12 protein-coding genes are annotated in these 17,553 nt (G+C 72.8%); 3 read left to right on the top strand and 9 right to left on the bottom strand.

The annotated features are described in order from the left end of the window. Window positions 1-165 precede the first annotated feature (165 nt). Complete coding sequence (locus ABEB03_RS10360; protein ID WP_345645022.1) at window positions 166-492, top strand: plasmid stabilization protein; 327 nt, start codon at window positions 166-168, stop codon at window positions 490-492. Between the two features lie 98 nt (window positions 493-590). On the opposite strand, the gene ABEB03_RS10355 is transcribed toward ABEB03_RS10360, so the two are convergent. Both ABEB03_RS10355 and ABEB03_RS10350 read right to left on the bottom strand, forming a co-directional pair. Further along, entirely contained in the window at window positions 591-1,118 is a 528-nt protein-coding gene (locus ABEB03_RS10355; protein WP_345645973.1) for a hemerythrin domain-containing protein, read from the bottom strand. 6 nt (window positions 1,119-1,124) lie between these two features. Further along, window positions 1,125-1,667, bottom strand: a complete 543-nt coding sequence (locus ABEB03_RS10350; protein ID WP_345645019.1) for a DUF6328 family protein — start codon at window positions 1,665-1,667, stop codon at window positions 1,125-1,127. A 572-nt stretch (window positions 1,668-2,239) separates the two neighbouring features. Between ABEB03_RS10350 and ABEB03_RS10345 the strand changes: the two genes are divergently transcribed. After that, a complete protein-coding gene (locus ABEB03_RS10345) occupies window positions 2,240-4,876 on the top strand; it encodes an alpha-L-rhamnosidase-related protein (protein ID WP_345645016.1) in 2,637 nt (878 codons plus the stop codon). A 90-nt stretch (window positions 4,877-4,966) separates the two neighbouring features. Here the strand turns inward: ABEB03_RS10345 and ABEB03_RS10340 are convergent, their stop codons facing one another. Beyond that, window positions 4,967-6,307, bottom strand: coding sequence for an amidohydrolase (locus tag ABEB03_RS10340; protein ID WP_345645013.1), 1,341 nt, complete (start codon window positions 6,305-6,307; stop codon window positions 4,967-4,969). Window positions 6,308-6,492: 185 nt separating this feature from the next. Between ABEB03_RS10340 and ABEB03_RS10335 the strand changes: the two genes are divergently transcribed. Continuing rightward, entirely contained in the window at window positions 6,493-6,666 is a 174-nt protein-coding gene (locus ABEB03_RS10335; protein WP_028801243.1) for a thiazolylpeptide-type bacteriocin, read from the top strand. 125 nt (window positions 6,667-6,791) lie between these two features. On the opposite strand, the gene ABEB03_RS10330 is transcribed toward ABEB03_RS10335, so the two are convergent. The 6 genes from ABEB03_RS10330 to ABEB03_RS10305 form a co-directional block, all read right to left on the bottom strand. Further along, window positions 6,792-8,750: a TOMM precursor leader peptide-binding protein gene (locus ABEB03_RS10330; RefSeq protein ID WP_345645004.1), complete on the bottom strand. Its 1,959-nt coding sequence runs from the start codon at window positions 8,748-8,750 to the stop codon at window positions 6,792-6,794. Continuing rightward, entirely contained in the window at window positions 8,747-9,499 is a 753-nt protein-coding gene (locus ABEB03_RS10325) for an ABC transporter permease (protein ID WP_345645000.1), read from the bottom strand. Before ABEB03_RS10325 ends, ABEB03_RS10330 begins: the two co-directional genes overlap by 4 nt. Further along, the gene (locus ABEB03_RS10320) at window positions 9,496-10,452 is read right to left on the bottom strand and encodes an ABC transporter ATP-binding protein (RefSeq protein ID WP_345645970.1); all 957 of its coding nucleotides are present in this window, start codon (window positions 10,450-10,452) and stop codon (window positions 9,496-9,498) included. The genes ABEB03_RS10325 and ABEB03_RS10320 overlap by 4 nt, the downstream gene beginning before the upstream one ends. 1,361 nt (window positions 10,453-11,813) lie before the next feature. Next, the gene (locus ABEB03_RS10315) at window positions 11,814-12,893 is read right to left on the bottom strand and encodes a lantibiotic dehydratase C-terminal domain-containing protein (RefSeq protein ID WP_345644996.1); all 1,080 of its coding nucleotides are present in this window, start codon (window positions 12,891-12,893) and stop codon (window positions 11,814-11,816) included. After that, complete coding sequence (locus ABEB03_RS10310; RefSeq protein ID WP_345644993.1) at window positions 12,890-15,760, bottom strand: lantibiotic dehydratase; 2,871 nt, start codon at window positions 15,758-15,760, stop codon at window positions 12,890-12,892. The genes ABEB03_RS10315 and ABEB03_RS10310 overlap by 4 nt, the downstream gene beginning before the upstream one ends. An 82-nt stretch (window positions 15,761-15,842) precedes the next feature. Next, window positions 15,843-17,432, bottom strand: a complete 1,590-nt coding sequence (locus tag ABEB03_RS10305) for a SagB/ThcOx family dehydrogenase (RefSeq protein WP_345644990.1) — start codon at window positions 17,430-17,432, stop codon at window positions 15,843-15,845. Between the last annotated feature and the right edge of the window lie 121 nt (window positions 17,433-17,553).

Below are 17,553 nucleotides of genomic sequence, written 5' to 3'. Positions count from 1 at the left end.
GCCACGCCCACCCGGCCCGAGTTCAAGTGGATTTCCGCGGGCACGCGGGGGCGCCGCGCCTGTCCGGTCGCGCTGGGGAACCAGCGCAGGTGTGCCATTCGAGGGGTACCCGAGGGGGTGTCCGGTCGACGCACCACTCGACGACCCGAAGGAAGGCGGCGCACCATGCCCGCAGGATCGAGCAAGAAGCGTGAGCGGCAGTACGAGCACATCAAGGAGAGCGCGGAGGAACGCGGCGAGTCGACCAGCCGGGCCAAGGAGATCGCGGCTCGCACGGTGAACAAGGAGCGGGCCCGGGCCGGCGAGTCGAAGACGGCGAGCCGGACGTCCACTCACGACCCCAAGTCCGCACCGGAGCGCGGTGGACAGCGGTCGCACTCCGGCGCGCAGGGGCCGACCAAGGACCAGCTGTACGAGGAGGCCAGGAAGCGTCACGTCCACGGCCGGTCGTCGATGAGCAAGCAGCAGCTGAAGAACGCGCTGGGGCGCTGAAGAGAGCCGTCCGCGGTGTCGTGCCGAGCGGGCCGACGCGCCCCGTGACCTGGTGAAGCGCGGCGGGCGCGTCGACGCTCGGTGCCGCTCGCACTCGGTCAGTCCTGCTTGCCGCGGCCCGTCAGCGTGTCGCGCAACCGGTCGACCGGCCCGAGGCCCGGCGCGACGAACTTGTCGGCCGGGGGAGTGTCCGGAGCGGACGGGTGGGGGCGTGTCGGCGCCACCTTCTTGGCCCGGCGGACCGTGTCACCGAGGTCGTTCAGAGTCTCCGGAGTGCAGGCGCTGCTCAGCATGGGGAAGAGAATCTCTTCCTCCTCGGCAATGTGGGCGCGGATCTCGCTCATCAGCGCGCCGATGAGCCGGTCGAATTCGGGATCGTCCGCACCGTGGCGCTCCAGATCCTTCATGATCTGCTCGGCCTCGGAGTGGTCCTCGGTCTCCTTGTCGGCCAGTTCGTCACCGTGCGCCAGATACTCGCGCACGGCCGGGTAGAGGTGGGCCTCCTCGGCGACCGAGTGCCGCACGAGCTCCATCGTCGCCCGGTCGGCGTAGATCTTGCGGTCCCTGTCTCCCTTGGGGCAGGCCTCGATGCGGCCGAAGAACTCCTCGACCTCACGATCCTCCAGGCCGACTCAGCCCTCCGGTTCGTCGCCTCGGCCGCTCCGGCCGGGCTCCTCCTGGTCGCGCTGGTCCCGGCGGATGCGGCTGACGACAGGGATGACGAACCACCACAGGACGTACAGCGCCGCGACGCCGGCCACGATCCACGGGACGTGGCTGCCGTCCCGCGTGGCGACGCGCAGCACGAGCAGAAGCGACGCAGCCATGGTGACCAGCAGGAGGAAGAGGCCCAGCACGGTCAGCCGGGAGGCCCATACGACGGCCCGGGGCTTGATGAAGTGGCCGGAGACGACGCGGTGCATCGACACCGGTGCCACCAGCGCGCCGGTGGCGGTGGCGCCCAGGACGACGATGACCACGTAGAGGGTCCGATCCGCATCCGAGAGCTGCCGGAACGTCGGCTGGAACACCACCGTGAGCAGGAATCCGAAGAGGATCTGGACTCCGGTCTGGGCAACCCGGATCTCCTGGAGGAGGTCGTTCCACATGCGGTCGGCGCGCTCCGACGGGGACTCGTCGCGCCCGGTCACGTCTGCCTGGGTGTCGCGCTCCATCGAAACGCTTTCCTTCCTGGGCGCGCGATCTCGAAAGCCGGTCGGCGCTTCGAAGCCCGATCTGTGACAGGACGTGTACCCGGTGGCGTCGTCCCCTCACGCAGGCGTGGTCCTCGTGGGCGATCCGTACGTATGCGGCCCTGGTCCCTGACGAAAGGTCCTCTGCCGCGGCGCGGCCGCCGCGCCCCCGCAGGTCCGGGACGGGATCGGCGTGCGGAGGCGCCGGGCTCGTCGGCGCGCAGGACGGTGGCTCACGAACGGTCGTTGCTCAGCCCCGTACGGGCTTTGACGCGCGCCGAGATTCGGCCATGACGCCGGGCGCACGTGCCCCTGGCGCGAGGCGCAGCTCGGCCATCGCGCGAGGCGCACGCGACCCTGCCGCGAGGCACAACCCGGCGCGGAGCAGCGGCTCGCAACGCCCCGAAGGCTCAGGAGTTGTCGGCACCAGAGGTGACGTCCGGCGCTCCGAATACTCCTGTCCGAACCCTGTACGGGCCGCGGGTGTTCGGGATAACTTCTCCTCGCCGTCGCGACTTGAAACGATTCAATCCACTGTTGCCCAGGGAGGCACCATGACGTCGAGCGACATACCGGACAAGGGCATCGGCATTCCCAGGCGGACCGTCGTCACCACGGCAGGCGCCCTCGGACTCTCGGCGGTGTCCCTCTCCGCCGGACTCCCCGCGGCGGCCGCACCCACGGCCCGGGAGGCGGGCGCCGCCACCGGCGCCCCGGCGCGTCGTACCCATGGGTGGCACCACTACGTCCAGGCACCCTCCTCGCGCACGGTCCGCCCCGTGCGCATCGTCGAGACGAGCGGGGATGTGCGGCGTCCCGACGCGCTGCTCCAGCCCGGCGGCGCCAGAACGCTCCTGCGGCGCCCGCGCCCCGAGGCGGCGCCCCGCTGGCCCGACGGCACCACGGCCGAGGCCTCGTCGACGCATGCCGGCAACAACGGCAACGACGGGCACCCGCGCACCTATGACGCCGCCAACGCCGTCGACGGTGACCCGGACACGTTCTGGAACGACGACACGCAGGGGGCGTTCCCCGACGTCCTCACCGTCACCCTGCCGCAGGTCGCGCGACTGCCCGGCATCACGGTGATCTCCAACAGCGACGGCGTACCGACCGACTTCACCGTCGATGTGTGGCGCGACGGTGCGTGGACCACGGCCGCCACGGTCTCCGACAACGATGTCACCCAGAAGGCGGTCCCCTTCCCGGAAGACATCACCACCGATCGCGTACGCATCACCGTGACCGGCGTTCAGGACACCCCGCACGGTGCCTTCACGCGCGTCAACGAAGTGTGGCCCGCGCCGGTCGAGCCCGTCCCCGCGCCGAGCGTCACCGTGGACTTCGGCAAGGTCGTCGTCGGATACCCGCAGATCCGGTTCACCTCCGCCTCGGACAACGCTCCCGGTGTCCGTCTCGCGTTCTCCGAGACCCGCCAATTCCTCACGAACCGCTCGGACTTCACCCGCTCCGACCAGGCGGGCGGTGCCGGGCAGGGCACGGACCAGTTTGCGGTGCCGGCACGCGGTGCCGACTGGACCGACCACAAGGGCTTCCAGTCCGGCGACAAGGTGTTCGCCGACGGACTGCACGGATTCCGCTACTGCAAGATCACACTGGACGCCCTGGCCTCGGACGCGCCCGCCGCCCAGCCCTGGGGCGAGGTGGAAATCGACTCCGTCGCCCTGCAGTTCACCGGCTATCTCGGCACGCCGGGCACCTACCGAGGTTGGTTCCTCTGTTCCGACGACGAGTTGAACCGCTACTGGTACGGCGCCTCGTACACCAACGAGATCGTCACCGACACCTTCCGCCAGGACGACGTGGATCCCCGCGGCGCGTGGTCCGCCTCCCTGGAAGGGAAGTTGGTCCTGCACGACGGAGCCAAGCGTGACCGGGACCCGTACGTCGGCGACCTCGCCGTCTCCGCACGCACCCTGTACCTGACGCACGACGACGCGGCCGACGCGGCCCGCAACGTCCTGGCCGACCTGGCGGAGCACCAGCGCGCCGACGGCTGGATCCCGCCCGCCTCCATCTCGGGCTACACCCTGCCTCTCTTCGACTATCCGCTCTACTGGGTCACCTGCAGCTGGGACTACGTCCTGTACACCGGCGACCGCGCCTACGCCGCCCGCTACCACCCCCATCTGGTCAAGGTGCTCGACACCTGGTACCCCAGCGTCACCGACGACGCGGGACTGCTCAGCAAGGGCCTCAACGGCACCGGCGGATACGGCGACTACGCGTTCCTGGGCCGTACGGGCCGGGTCACCTACTACAACGCCCTGTACGTCCAGGCCCTGCGCGACGGAGCCCGGCTCGCCCGCCTGCTGGGCCGTGACGCCGACGCCACCCGCTGGCAGGCCAGGGCGGACAAGGTCGCCCAGGCCGTCAACTCGCTGCTGTGGGACGCCGAGGCCGGCGCCTACCTGGATTCCGCGACCGGCCCCGTGCGCCACGCCCAGGACGGCAACGCCCTCGCCGTCGTCACCGGCATCGCCGGCGCGGACCGCGCGGCATCGGCGCTCACCCACCTCGACACGACGACGAAACGGGCGTACGGCAACGCCTTCATGGACAACGACACCCTCTTCGACCAGGCCTCCCAGCGGGTCTACGCCTTCACGTCCTACCCGGAGATCCAGGCCCGCTTCCTGACGGGCAGGGTCGCGTCGGCGCTCGACCAGATCCGCCGCACCTACGGATGGATGGACCGGCACGACCCCGGCATCACCCACTGGGAGGGCATCGGCCCCGACGGGTCCCTGTACGAGGACGCCTACACGAGCATGGCGCACGGCTGGTCGACCGGTGTGCTGCCGGCGCTGACCCACCACCTCCTGGGTGCCCGGCCGACCTCACCCGGGTACGCCACCTGGGAGGTGGCTCCACAACCCGGCGACGTCGACTGGGCCACGGGCCAACTGCCCACACCTCACGGCCCGTTGCGCGTCGGGTGGGAGAACGGCGCTCATCGGTTCCGGCTCGCCGTCCACGCCCCGGACGGCACCCGGGGCTCGGTATCCGTCCCCGGTGACGCGCGGCGACTGCGCGTGCGTGCGGGTGGCCGGACGCTCTGGGACGGCAGGCGCGCGGCCGGCCGTGACGTGACCGTCGCCGACGGGACCGTCACCGTGTCGAACCTCGGGCCCGGCAGCCACAGTCTCCTCTGCGAGCGACAGGCCTGAGGCGTCCTCCTGCGCGACCGGCAGGCCGGCCACGGCCCTGGGTGAAAGCGGGGTGCGGGCGGGCAGCACCGGCGTGCCCGCCCGCACCCTTCACCCCTCGGCCGGCCCCAACCGGGCCAAGGCCGCCGTCACCAGGGCGGCCGTGCCGGTCTCCAGGGTGAGGCGGACGCTGGGCAGATAGCGGGGCGAGTGATTGGCGGGCAGGACGCGGAGCTTCTCGGCGGCCCCGCCGCCGGGCGCCGCAGTCCACTGCGCGGGACCGGTCGCGCCGAGCATCCAGTAACACCCCCGAATGCCGGGCCGGCCGTGCAGAGCCGCGCCCGCACCGGTGAGGAGCGGGAAGTCCTCGGTGGCCGTGGAGCCCGGCCACCCCGTGACACGGGCGGCACCGAACTGCCTCTGGTGGGCGGCACGGACGGCGGCGGTGACCTCCGGGTCGGCGAGCGTGACACCGGAACGGGACAGGGCCGTCACGGTCGCCCGGGGTGGACGCGCGGCGGCAGCGGCCTCGGCGCGGACGACGCGCTCCACCGCGGCGACGGCACGATCGAGAGCGGGCTCGGAGAAGGCGCGGACGGTGACATGGAGCACCGCCGTCGAGGCGATCACGTTCCCGGTGCTCCCCGTGTCGCCGGCCCGCAGGGAAGACGCGGTGACGACGAGCCGCTCGGCCGGATCGGACTCACGGGCCGCGACCGCGGAGAGCCGCACCACGGAACCCGCGGCGGCCAACAGGGGGTCGGCGGTCAGATGAGGGGTGGCGGCATGACCTCCTTCGCCTTCGAAGCGCGCCTCCAGGAGGGCACTGCCGGCCATCACCGGCCCGTCCGCGTGCGCCACCATGCCCGCGGGAAACGGCGCCGTGTGCTGGGCGAGGACGTCGTCCGGCGGGGTGATCCGCTCGTACAGACCGTCCTCCAGCATGGCGCGAGCACCGCTGAGGGTCTCCTCGGCGGGCTGGCCCACGACGAGGAGCGTGCCGCGCCACTGTTCGCGACGGGCGGCGAACCACCGGGCGGCCGCCGCCACGCAGGCCAGATGGGCGTCGTGACCACAGGCGTGCATCAGCGGTACGGGCCGTCCGTCCGGCCCCGGAGCCGTGGCCGTGCTGGCGTAGGGCGCGCCGGTGTCCTCGGCCACCGGCAGGGCGTCGAGTTCGGCGCGCAGGAGGACCGCGGGACCGTCGCCGTTGCGGAGTTCGGCGGCCACGCCGTGGCCGCCGATCCCGCGCAGCACACGGAAGCCGTCGGCGTCGAGCCGGTCGGCGAACCGGGCGGCGGTACGGCGTTCGTCGCCGGAGAGCTCCGGATGGCGGTGCAGGTCGAGATACAACTCGGCGGTGGGCACCGACAGGGCGTCCAGACCGGGCAGGGCGGGAGCGGGCCGGTCGTGGCGCGTGGTGGTGCCCGGTCTGCGGCTACGGGTGCTCAAGGGCGGGACTCCTGGGGGCGGGTGTCAGTGAGGTGACAGCGGACGGCAAGGGCGGTGACGGAGACACCGCGTAGAAAGGGAGGCGCCGAAGGCCCGGAACACTTCGGCAGGTTCAGCACACGCACCACCGGACGGGACTGTGCTGCCCCGTCCGGGTCCATGTCCTCGGACCAGAAGGAGTCGTCATGGCCGACAGCCCCCTTGCCTCTCTCGCCCAGGAGATCCTGGACCTGGAGTCGGAGACCTTCGAGATCACCGACTACTCGGACGCCAGCGAGGTCATGCTCGGCTCGTCCACGAGCTGTTCGTCGACCAGCACGTGTTCCAGCACCACCAGCACCACCTCCTGCACCGCCTGACGTCCGTCGTCGGCATCGAAGGCCCCCGGCACGCGCGTACGCGCCGGGGGCCTTCGGCACGCACGGGCCGGACGCGCAGGGTCTGCGGGGTGCACCCTGCGCGTCCGGGCGGGACCCGTCGCCGCTCACGGGAACGGATGGGGCACGCGTCGCAGGTCCTCTTCCCGCAGCGGGGCCGGGACCAGCCCCGCACGGTACGGCGCGGTCCGCAACCGCCCCATGGTCAGGGCGCGTTGCCGCGACCAGCCGAAGTCGATCGGCAGCATTCCCGGCGCGAGCGTGGCCACCGTACGCAGCCCCATCCGGCGCTGTTCCGGGGTGGTCTGGTCGACGGCGATGACATCGCATCCAGCGCCGGCGATCAGGTCGCGCAGCAGCGTCACGTCGTCGCAGAGATCCCCGGTACGAGGACGGAGCTCCTCCCATCCGGCGAACAGCTCGGCCGACGGGGCGACTCGGGAGGGGGTGAGGTAGCCGTGCGCGTGGCGGCGCATCGCGGGCAGACCGAACAGCGCCGCGTGGTCCGGCAGCCGTGCGACGAGGCCGAAGTCGTCGACCATGGCCGTGAGTTCGGCCGGACGTTCGGCGACCTGGCGGGGCAGGTGCGGAATGTAGGTGAGGATCTCGGAGATCGCGGATTCCACCGCCGTCTCCGGGTCGAAGGAGGCGCCCGCGGCGAAGGCCAGCGTGCCGGGCCCGTCGTCGCGGCGCACGGCGAGACCGGTGACGACGGGCAAGGGAAGGTCCACCCGGTTGTCGAAGACATGGACGTCGTAGCCCTGGAGGGCGGCGCGGTCCACCATCGCCCGCACCTGTGGCGCGCGCACCGAGTCCAGGTCGATCTCCGGCAGGGTCAGACCGCCGTACCAGCCCAGCAGGAAGGCGTCCCGCTCGACGAGTTCCATGAGTCCGAACAGGACGGCCTCCTCCGGACTGCTCCCGGTGGCACAGCCGTTGGAGCATTCGAAGACGAAGTTGTCCTCCCGGGTGCCCGCGCTGTAGTACACCAGCCGGGCCGGGACGAGGACCGGGCGCTTGTCGCGCAGCGACCAGCCGGTGACCCACGGGATGGGCCTGGCCGGATCGAACGGCGCGACCATCGGGTCCTCCGCGTACGTACGCGGCGCGTAGAGGCCGCAGTGACGCGGGTCCAGGGCCCGGTCGCCCAGCTCGTCGAAGGACGCCGTGACGACGGGAGCGCGATGACGGCGGTGCGTGCCCGCATAGCGTTCCAGCCCCTCCAGGAACGCCAGATCACGGCTCCGGGCGAAGGAGTTGGCCTGACCGCTCCACGTGACGTCGGTCAGCCCGGCGTATCCGCGCATGAAGACACTGCCCGCGACCGGCGCGGTGGTGGGCGAGGTGACATCGATCCAGGTGCCGCCGCCGAGCACCCCGCACACCGGATTGGCGAGACCCTTCACCGGTAGCGGGTGGTCGGCGGGGCTGCACAGCCGGTAGGCGTCGGGACGCGGCTTGGGCCGGGACACCGGTGCCGTCAGGGCGGACTCCACGGCGGCCCTGCGCGTGGCCTCCTCCGTGAACGGCCGGCAGTGCGGGCACATCGGCTCCGGCACCAGCGGGAAGGTGCGCACCCGCAGCGATTCCAGGTCGAGTTCCGTGACCCGGGGCAGGACGGCGTCGGCGCCTTCCGCGGCGTGTCGGGCGGCTCCCGAGGCGATGAGGCGGTGCAGGGACCACACGGCGTCCACCGCATGGTCGGGCAACGCGGGCCAGCGGCCCGCGGCGGTGGTCTCGATGCCCGTCTCCAGTGCCTCGCGCTCGGTGCGGGTACGCAGCCGCTGGCGCCGCATGGCCAGACAGGTGCCGCACGCGGGCCCGGCACCGGGAGAACCGCCCCACGGGCCCAACAGCACGGCCTGGGCGGTGAGATGGACGGCCGTCTCGTGCGGGGGGACGGTCTGACGGGGCGTCTCGCCGAGCACATTGACGTCGCCGATCCGGGAGACGGCAGGAGCGGGCAGGCGGGCCGCGGCGGCCCGGACCGCCAGGCGGTCCTGGAGATCCGCGCGGGTCGCCTCCAAGGGTGACGCGGCCGGTGCGGGCGCGGTGACGGTGGTCATGGTCGGTTGCTCCAGCGGAAGTTCCGGACCGCGACGAGTCCGAAGACCAGGGCGAAGACGACGAGCCCCACGCAGTCCACGGCGATGTCACCGAGGTCTCCGCGGCCGCCCATGGCGTCGGTCAGCCCGTCGTTGAGGTAGTGCAGCGGCAGCACCTTGGCGACCGTGCGCAGCCAGCCCGGCATGAGGTCGTCGGGGAAGAACGAGCCGGAGAGGAAGGCCATCGGCACCATGACGATGTTGGCGATGGCCGCGACCGCCTCCGGGGTGTCGGCGACACTGCCGACGACCAGGCCCATGGCGAGGAACGCGGTGACGCCCAGCACGAGCAGCGGCAGTGCCGCCCACCACGGCCCGTCCAGGCGCAGGCCGAAGAACGGCAGCAGTGCGACAGCCGTGAAGAGCACCGTCTGCACACCGGCGACGCCCAGCGCCACGGTCCAGCGGGAGGCGAGGAGGGTGCGCAGCGGGGTCGGCGTGCGCCAGATGAGACGCAGCAGGTCGTCACGGCGCCACTGCATGAGGGCGAAGCCGACGGAGAACACGGCGGCGTTGCCGACACCCCACGAGAGCACGCCGGGGGCGATGTAGTTGATGGACGACAGCCCGCCGTTGACCTCCTGGTCGTGGAAGATGAGGCCGAAGAGGACGAGGAAGGCCAGCGGAAAGGCGAAGGTGAAGAACAGGGTCGTCTTGTCGCGCACGCTCGCCACGTAGGTGGCCCTGGTCAGTGCGGAGTAGGCGCTCAACGGAGGTGCTCCTTTCCGGTACCGGTCAGGGACAGGTAGGCGTCCTCCAGCGTGGCGGTGCGCACGGTGACCGACTCGATGTCGACGAGGTCGCCGAGCGCGGTGAGGACGCGGTTGACGGCGGTCGTCTCGATGACGAGTTCGTCGCCCTCGACGGTGGCCCGGTCCACTCCCTCCAGGGCGAGGGCGGCCTCGGGGGAGAGTCCGGCGGCGGGGAGCAGCAGTCGGGCGGGGGCGGCGAGGGAGCGGATGAGGTTGCGGGGTGTGTCGAGTGCGACGACGCGTCCGCGGGCGATGATCGCCACCCGGTCGCAGAGGGCTTCGGCCTCGTCCAGGTAGTGGGTGGTGCAGATGATGGTGCGGCCTTCGGAGCGCAACGAGCGCAACAGCCCCCACAGTTCGCGCCGGGCCTCGGGGTCGAGTGCGGCGGTCGGTTCGTCGAGGAAGATGAGTTCGGGTTCGTGGAGCAGGGCGGTGGCGACGGCGAGGCGCTGGCGCTGGCCACCGGACAGGTGGTCGACGCGGGCGTTCTCCTTGTCCGTGAGGCCGACGCGTTCCAGGGCCGTGCGCGCCGTGGCCTCGTCCATGCCGTAGAGCGCGGCGACGGTGCGCAGGTGTTCGCCGGCGGTGAGGCGGGCGAAGAAGGCCGAGGCCTGGGTCTGTACGCCGATCCTCGCCAGCAGGGCGGTGTCGCGCGGCCACGGGCTTCTGCCGAGGACGGTGACCGTACCGGAATCGGCCTCGCGCAGACCCTCGACGATCTCCACGAGGGTGGTCTTGCCGGCGCCGTTGGGGCCGAGGATGCCGAAGAACTCTCCCCGGCGTACGTCGAGGCCGACGCCGTCGAGGGCCGTCACCGCCCCGTACCGTTTCGTCACGCCGTCCAGGGCGACGACCGTCTCGGACGGGGCGTGGCCTTGGGTCACCTGTGTCTCGCTGTGTGGTGCGCTCATCTCGCCTTTCCTTGCGTGGGCCGACGGGTCCGGGATCGGCCCGGGTCCCGTCCCCGCGCGGGAGTGGTGCCCCGCCGGGTCGATGGGGGGTGTGACCGGCCGGCGTCGCGGGGCGGTGGCCGACGGGGTCGCGGGAGCCGCCTCCTGGCGTCGCGCGCGCAGGGAGCGGCCGAGCACGCCGAGTGCCCACAACAGCAGGACGGCGGCCAGGGCCGCGGGCGGCAGCCACCAGGACAGGGCCGCCAGGTCGTCCGGCAGGACAGCGTGCAGCGCGGCGCCCGCCGCCACGAGCAGGGCGACGCTCTGCACGGCCGTCAGCAGGGCGAAACCGCCGTACACGAGCCGCAGCCGGGGCGGGTACGCGGCGAGGCCCGGGCCGCGGCGGAAGGCCGCCCGGGCGGCGAGCGCCACGAACGTACGGCTGCCGTCGGCGAGGCCCGTGACGCCGACGGCGTGGCCGAGTGCCTTGTAACCGTCCAGGGGCGGCAGCGGCAGGAGGTTGGCGATCGCGCAGACGGTTCCGAGGAGCAGCAGCGCGCCGAGTGCGGGGCGGGCCTGGGCGTCGGACGGGAGCAGCGCCCACACCGGGTAGAAGGGCACCAGGAACAGGAGGTTGGCGAAGGCCCCGGCGCAGGCGGTGGCGACCTTGCGGGCCCGGCTGCCGAGGAACTGGACGTCCTCGACCCGGCAGTAGAGGTAGGTGGCGCCGAGCACCCAGCGCAGCCCGATCTCCGTGGCGCGGCCGCCCCAGGCACGCGCGAACAGACCGTGGGCCAGTTCGTGGAGCGCGAGACTGCACCACAGGACGCAACCGACGGCGAGCAGCACCACGGGCCGCCCGGCGGTCTCCCCGGTCTGCCGCCACAGCGTGCCCGCCTGCACGGCGACGGCGGCGAGCAGCGCGACTGTCAGTGCGGTGAGGACCGTCAGCGTGACGGGCCGCCGGACGGGGGCGGTGGCGCAGTGCAGGCGGTCCATGAGGGCCGGTGCGTCGGCGACCAGCCTGGTGCGGCCGGCGAGGATGCCGCTGGGCCGGTCCTGCGGCGCGGCGGCGGGAGATGTGGCGGGTGTGGGGCCGCCGTCGAGGAGGCTGCGACTGTGCAGCAGCCCGAGCATCTGCCCCCACTGGGCCTCACCGAGGCGGGTGCCGAACTCGCCCGTGTACTCGCTGCCGATCTCGGCGAGGGTGCGGGTGCCGTCCAGCCGGGTGATCAGGAAGTGCTCCTTGGGGCCGACCTCCAGTCGGCTCCCGGTGCGCGGGTCCTTGAGCAGGTGGATGCGGGCCGCGCCGCGTACGAGGCTCGGGCCGACGACGACATCGGCCCGCACGCGCGGCCGGGCGGCGAGGAAGGCGTCCGCGGTCACTCCGCCTCCCGCGGTGCGCCGTCGCGGAGTGCGCGGGCGAGGACGTAGGAGAGGAAGGCTTCGTCGCGGATCGTCATGCTCAGCCGGTTGTTGGTCATGTGCATGTACGGGGAGAGCAGCATGGGCAGGGCGTGTGCGGGGTCGGTGACGTGGATGTCGCGGGTGCCGTCCCAGGCACGGAAGGTGAGTTCGCCGCGGTGGGCCAGGTCCCGGGCCCGGTCGCGGAGTTCGGCGCAGTGGGCCGCCCAGCCGCGCAGGAAGGCGGGCAACCGTTCCGGCTCGCCCTCGGCCACCGCGTCCCGGATGTGCCGGAAGCGTGCGGGGAGGCTGGCGCCCATGGCGTCGTAGGCGCGTTCGTAGCCCTCGTCGGCGGTGTAGTTGGTGCCGCTGAACGCCCTGTTCCAGAAGGTGTGGTAGCGGTCGAGGAAGGCGAGCAGCGCCTCGTCGTCGGAGAGGAAGGTGCCGGACATGACCATCATCAGCTGCGCGGACAGCCCGAGGAGCACCGTGCGCAGGTGCAGGTTCATGCTCCGGTTCGCCTCGACCACCAGGTCGCTGGAGTGCTGGAAGTGCCATTCGGCGAGTTCGATGCCGGCGGGCCCGCCGTACTTGCCGTACTCGGGTTCGTAAGGGCGGTCCTCGAAGGTGTTGTTGGGGCGCAGCCTCATGCGCCCGTCGGGGCCCAGCAGCCGGGCACGCTCCTCTTCCGAGTACTCCAGGGTGAAGAGGGTCTCGTAGAGGTCGGCGAGGAAACCCTCCTTGACCTCGTAGAGCGCGGGGCGTTCACGCAGGAACGCGGTGAGCGCCGCGTGCGTCCGCTCGCGGACGGCCGGTGCGTCCGCGGCCCGGGCGGGTTTGAGGCGCAGCCGCAGGTGCGGGCCTTCCAGCCAGTAGTTGATGAAGAAGTACCCGGCGAGCAGGCCCTCTTCGGTGAGCGCGTCCACCAGGGGTTTGACGCACTGGAGGAGCAGGGGGCGGGGGCTGGCCGCGTAGAAGACGTGGACGGCCTGCCACGTGCCGGCGGCGTCGTCGGGCGGCTCGCCGGGGACGGCGGAGGGCGCGGTGGGTGCGGTCACTGTGTTCCGTCCTCTTCGGGCAGGCGGGCTTCGGGCAGCGAGGTCTCGGGCAGGGGAGGTTCGAGCAGGCCGCCTACGGGCGTGCGGGCATCGGCGCGGTCGGCTTCGGGACGGTCGGCTGCCGGGGCGCTCGCCGGACCGGGCAGCATCTCGACGGCCAGTTCGGCGACGTGCCGGCCGCGCGGCGAGGTGACGTGGAGTTCCTCCTCGCCGGGGAGCATCTCCTCGAAGACCGTGCGGGCGCGGGTACCGGCGAGGAGGCCTTCGAGAGCCATGAGCGACAAGGGGCTGTCGAAGTCGACGTACTGAGGCTTGGAGCCGCCGAACAGGCCGCTGTCCTCGCCGTCCGCGGTCTGCTGATGGACCGTCGCGAAGACCCGTGCGGGCAGCCCGTGCCGGGTGCGCCAGCGCTGCCAGCCGAGGTACCAGTCGCCGTCGCCGGTGCCTGGGGCGCGCAGCGGGAGGCTGCCGTCGGCGGCCGTCCAGGAGCGCCGCTGCAGGACGAGGTGGTGGTGGCGGACACGGGGCCGAGCGGTGACGCCCTGGTCCTCGGGTCCGGCGGGGACGCCGCGCCACACGTCCAGCACGGAACGGGCGGTGGGGGAGAACAGCAGCAGGGTCCGCGGGATCTCGGGCAGCACCATGGGGACGAGGTAGCCGAGGTAGAGCGGGACGACCTCGCGGTCGAGGCGGGCGGAACGCAGGACGAGCCGGTCCGTGTCGACGTCGTGCACGGCGTGCAGGTCGTCGAGGTGGATCCGGGCCTCCTCGGGGGCGGTGCTGTGCTCGCCGGGGCAGACGATCTCGTAGTCCGTGAGCCGGCCGTGGAGATTGAGGTTGGTGGTGGCGGCACCGGCGGTGATCTCGGCGAACACCGCGCCGGGCGGCAGTAGTTCGCGCAGGTCCTCGCGCAGTGCGGTGGTGAGGTCGGTCCCGTCCTCGCCGTCGAAGCAGTGGGTGAAGCGGGTGAAGGGGAAGCAGAGGCCGCCGAAGGAGTTGTTGAGGACGACGAGGGGGTCGCCGTCGCGGCGGGCCAGTTGGAGGAAGTGGCTCTGCGGCTGGAAGGCGGGTGCGGCACCGGCGAGCGCGTCGGCCACCTCGTCGACGGTGGCGTCGTCCAGGACGAACTCGTGGGCGCCGGACGGCAGTACGGACCAGTCGGCGCGGACCCGGGCGGTGAGAGCGGCGCGGGCCCGGTCGACAGCGGAGATCTCCGGCATGCCGAGCCAGTTCTCCTCGGGGGCGTGGCTGCCGTCCGGGAGGAAGTCGTCCTTGGTGGCGGTGAACTGGACGTACTGGCGGAAGATGTCCTCGTGGAAGTCGTGGACCAGCCGCAGCACGTCCGCGCAGCGCCCGCCGCGTCCGAAGCGGGCGAGGAAGAAGCCCTTGAGCGTGAGCCGTTGGGGCAGGGCCACGTCGAAGGCGGGCAGGATCCGCCCGATGGAGCGGAGCGGCCCGGCGGCGAGCGTGGTCCACTCCGTGAGGCCGGCCGTGGTGGTGCCGGCGGACACGTCCTCGTAGACCAGGGTCTGCGGCAGCGTGGGGTGTGCGGCGCCCAACTCGGCCTGGAGGGCGAGGAGATCGCTGCGCAGTCCGGCGAGCAGGGCACGGCGGGCCGGCAGGTCGGCGTGCGGGTAGCGCGTGAGGGCGTCGGCCGGGCCGTCCAGCCGGGCGGCCAGCGTGTCGGCCCAGGGACGTTGGAGGGCGCGCAGCGAGCGCTGGAAGGCGGCCAGCGGATCTCCGCTGTGCACACCCGTGTCCAGATGGGGGAGTTGGAGCATCCCGAGGGCGCGCAGGGCGGTGAGGTACCGCTCGGCCTCCTCGTCACCCGCTCCGGTGGTGGTGGCCAGCCAGCGCGCCAGATCGCCGTGGCGCAGGGTGCGGTCCTGGTCCCGCAGCAGGGCGAGCATGCCGTCGAGGGCGCCTTGGCGGCGCAGGAAGAAGAGGCGGTCCTGGGCGGCGTCGAAGCTGATGGGCGCGCTGTCGTCGCCGGCCGTGACGGCCCGCTGGACATAGCGGACGCGGTCCTCGTCCAGCTTCCAGCCGGAGGCCAGGGTCACCGGGAGGTCGGCGCGGCGTCGCGGATCGGCGGCGACGAGTTCGGCGAGGCGGGTGAGGGCGACGACGTTGAGCCGGGGATGCCCCGTCCAGTCGTCGCGGATACGGGTGGGGGCCGGGCCGTTCGCCGCGGCGGTGTCGAATCCGCCGAGGGCGACGCCGGTGAGGGTGCTGAAGGGACTTGTCTTGCAGGCGGTGCGGTACAGGTAGGAGAGCAGGGAACGCTCCATCTTGCGGGCCCGCTTGCCCGGTACGGGCGTGGGATCGGCGGCGAACGCGTCGAGCCGTTCCTCCAGGGTGGGGGAGGCCAGGAGCAGGCCGCGCCGCAGCCGGTCGTCGCGGGCCAGTTCGCGCAGGGCGGCGCGGGTGCGGGCGAGCCCGGCGGCCAGGACGGTGTCGCCCTCATGGCGCAGTCGCTCCCAGCGGACCCGGGCGTCGAGCCAGTCCGCGAGGTCGGTTCCGGTGGTCCCGCCGAGGTCCGCGGCGAGAGCGCGGGCGGCGTCGGGATCGGCGGGCAGCCGGTTGTTGAAGACCTGCCTGCGCAGGGCGAGCAGGCGACGGCGCAGCGCGGCGTCCTCCGTCCCGCCGACCGCTTCGGACAGCGGGTCGCTGAGGCGGGCGCCCAGCTCGACGAGGCGGTCCTCCTCGGCGGCGGTCCGCACGGCCCAGTCGGCGGCCTCGGGGGCGCGCAGCGCGAGGACGGTGTCGGCCGGCAGGCCCGCGACGCGGAGCATGAACCGGGTGTGCAGGCCTACTGGTTCGCCGGCGAGGGCGGTGTCCTGGGCCGGGGTGGTGGCGGTCGGGCTCACGCCCTCCCCCTTTCGTGTGGGGTGTGCTGCCGCTCGGGAACGGGCCGGCGGGCTTCCCGTCGGTCCGGGGCGGGTTTCGCGGTCACGGGGCGACGATGTCGTAGCGGTAGTCGGCCGGGTGTGGGCGCTCATGGCCGATCATCATGATCAGCAAGGGGATCTCCCCCCGTTCGGCCAGCCCGAGTTCCTCCTCGAACGAGACGCTGTCGAAGCCGAGCGCGACGCCGCAGGCGGTGCCCGCCGCGGAGGCGGCGGTGTAGACCGCCTGGGCGGTGGCCCCGACGGCGGCGTTGACGAGGCGGTAACCGCGGTCGCCGACGGCGTCCAGGACGGCGTGGGTGCGGGCGACGGGCACCAGGACGGCGGCGGCCTGCTCCACGTTGTAGTTGGCGAGGAAGTAGTTCTCCTGGAGGAAGGCTCCGAAGTCCCCGGCCTTCATCAGCACCAGGCCGCCGGTGTCCCGGTCGTACTCGTAGAGCCCGGCGGGCACGTCCCGCACGTGGTTGACGAAGACGTACAGCCGGATCAGGGGTGCGCCGCCGGGTGTCTCGGTGTCGCTGTCCAGGGTGCCCGCGGCGACGGCGGCGGAGAGCGTGGCGGCGAGCCGGTCGGGGTCGAGCGGTTCGGCGGCGGCGAACCGGCCGAAGCTGCTGCGCCGTTCGCGCAGCGCGCGGCGCACGGGTGTGTCCAGCGGCACGGGAGCGGGCAGCGGGCTGTGCTCGCCGGGTCCGGCGGGCGCGGCGAGGGCGATGTCCAGGGTGCCGGGGGCGGGCCGGTCGGCGGCGCCCTCCAATGTGGCGGCGTGGATGCGGTGCAGGGTCGGGAAGGACAGCACGCGGCGGGACTTCTCGTCGGGTGTGCGGCGCACGCGTGCCCCGGGCGCCGGCGGGGCGGATGCCGCCGGGGCGGTGCCCGCCCAGCGCAGCGGGACGACGGCGAACACGCCGTCCTCGTCGGCGTCGAGTCCGAGCAGCCCGCCCAGGCGCGGTTCGTCGAACCAGAGGGCGGTGCCCAGATGGAGGCCGTGGGCGCGGGCCCACATCCGCCAGGTCTGCAGGAGGGCTCCGACGTCCATCGTGACGGCGTGGTAGCAGAAGCTGTTGTACTTGAACGCGTTCTGCCAGAACGTCACCCCGAGGACGAGGAACTGGTCGGTTCCGGCGGCCTCCTCCCAGTCGCCGAGGGCCGCGCGGACCTCGCCGGTGACGTCGCCCGCGAGGAGCCGGGTGACGCGGTGGCGCGGAGTGTCGTAGTAGTACACGCCCGGGGTCAGCGGGCCGCTCGCGCCCGTGACCCAGTGGATGCCGACGGGGTAGAGGCCGCCGCCGGATGCGGTGCCGCGCGACCAGTTGGCGTGGGAGTGGAAGGGCAGCGAGCCCAGGTCGGTGTTGGCCTGGACGGCGAGTCGGCGCCCGGTCAGACCGTAGGAGTCGCGGAGCATCGCGCCGAGCAGGGGCAGCGTGAACACCCCTGTGCCGCGCTGCCCGAACAGTCCCCGGTCGAGGGTGGCGTCGTCCGCGCAGCCGCCGTCGGGCAGCGGGAAGGACGGGGCGCCGGGGAAGAACTTGCCCTTGCGCGGGCGGTCGGACCAGTCGGGGACGAAGTCGGCCGGCTCCATGGGGATCCTGCCCCGCCGCATCACCGCGGTCGCGTACTCGTGGGCGTATCCCATGCTCACTCCCTGTTCTGCTCGTCTGTACGGGGCGTCGGCGGTGGCCGCCGCGGGCTCGTGCGGGTGCGCTGGACGGCGCTGGGCGGGCACTTCCTCGAACGGATGCCGGCGACGGGCCGGA

The organism is Streptomyces siamensis, assembly GCF_039543605.1.
Lineage (GTDB): Bacteria > Actinomycetota > Actinomycetes > Streptomycetales > Streptomycetaceae > Streptomyces > Streptomyces siamensis.
The sequence above is the reverse complement of the archived record's forward strand: the minus strand, read 5'-3'. Positions and strand labels throughout refer to the sequence as shown.

What these genes read in the sequence shown, in the direction of transcription:
- ABEB03_RS10350 (WP_345645019.1), bottom strand. Translation starts at nt 1,667, where the DNA reads ATGGAGCGCGACACCCAGGCAGACGTGACCGGGCGCGACGAGTCCCCG.
- ABEB03_RS10345 (WP_345645016.1), top strand. Translation starts at nt 2,240, where the DNA reads ATGACGTCGAGCGACATACCGGACAAGGGCATCGGCATTCCCAGGCGG.
- ABEB03_RS10335 (WP_028801243.1), top strand. Translation starts at nt 6,493, where the DNA reads ATGGCCGACAGCCCCCTTGCCTCTCTCGCCCAGGAGATCCTGGACCTG.
- ABEB03_RS10305 (WP_345644990.1), bottom strand. Translation starts at nt 17,432, where the DNA reads ATGGGATACGCCCACGAGTACGCGACCGCGGTGATGCGGCGGGGCAGG.
- ABEB03_RS10320 (WP_345645970.1), bottom strand. Translation starts at nt 10,452, where the DNA reads ATGAGCGCACCACACAGCGAGACACAGGTGACCCAAGGCCACGCCCCG.
- ABEB03_RS10330 (WP_345645004.1), bottom strand. Translation starts at nt 8,750, where the DNA reads ATGACCACCGTCACCGCGCCCGCACCGGCCGCGTCACCCTTGGAGGCG.
- ABEB03_RS10360 (WP_345645022.1), top strand. Translation starts at nt 166, where the DNA reads ATGCCCGCAGGATCGAGCAAGAAGCGTGAGCGGCAGTACGAGCACATC.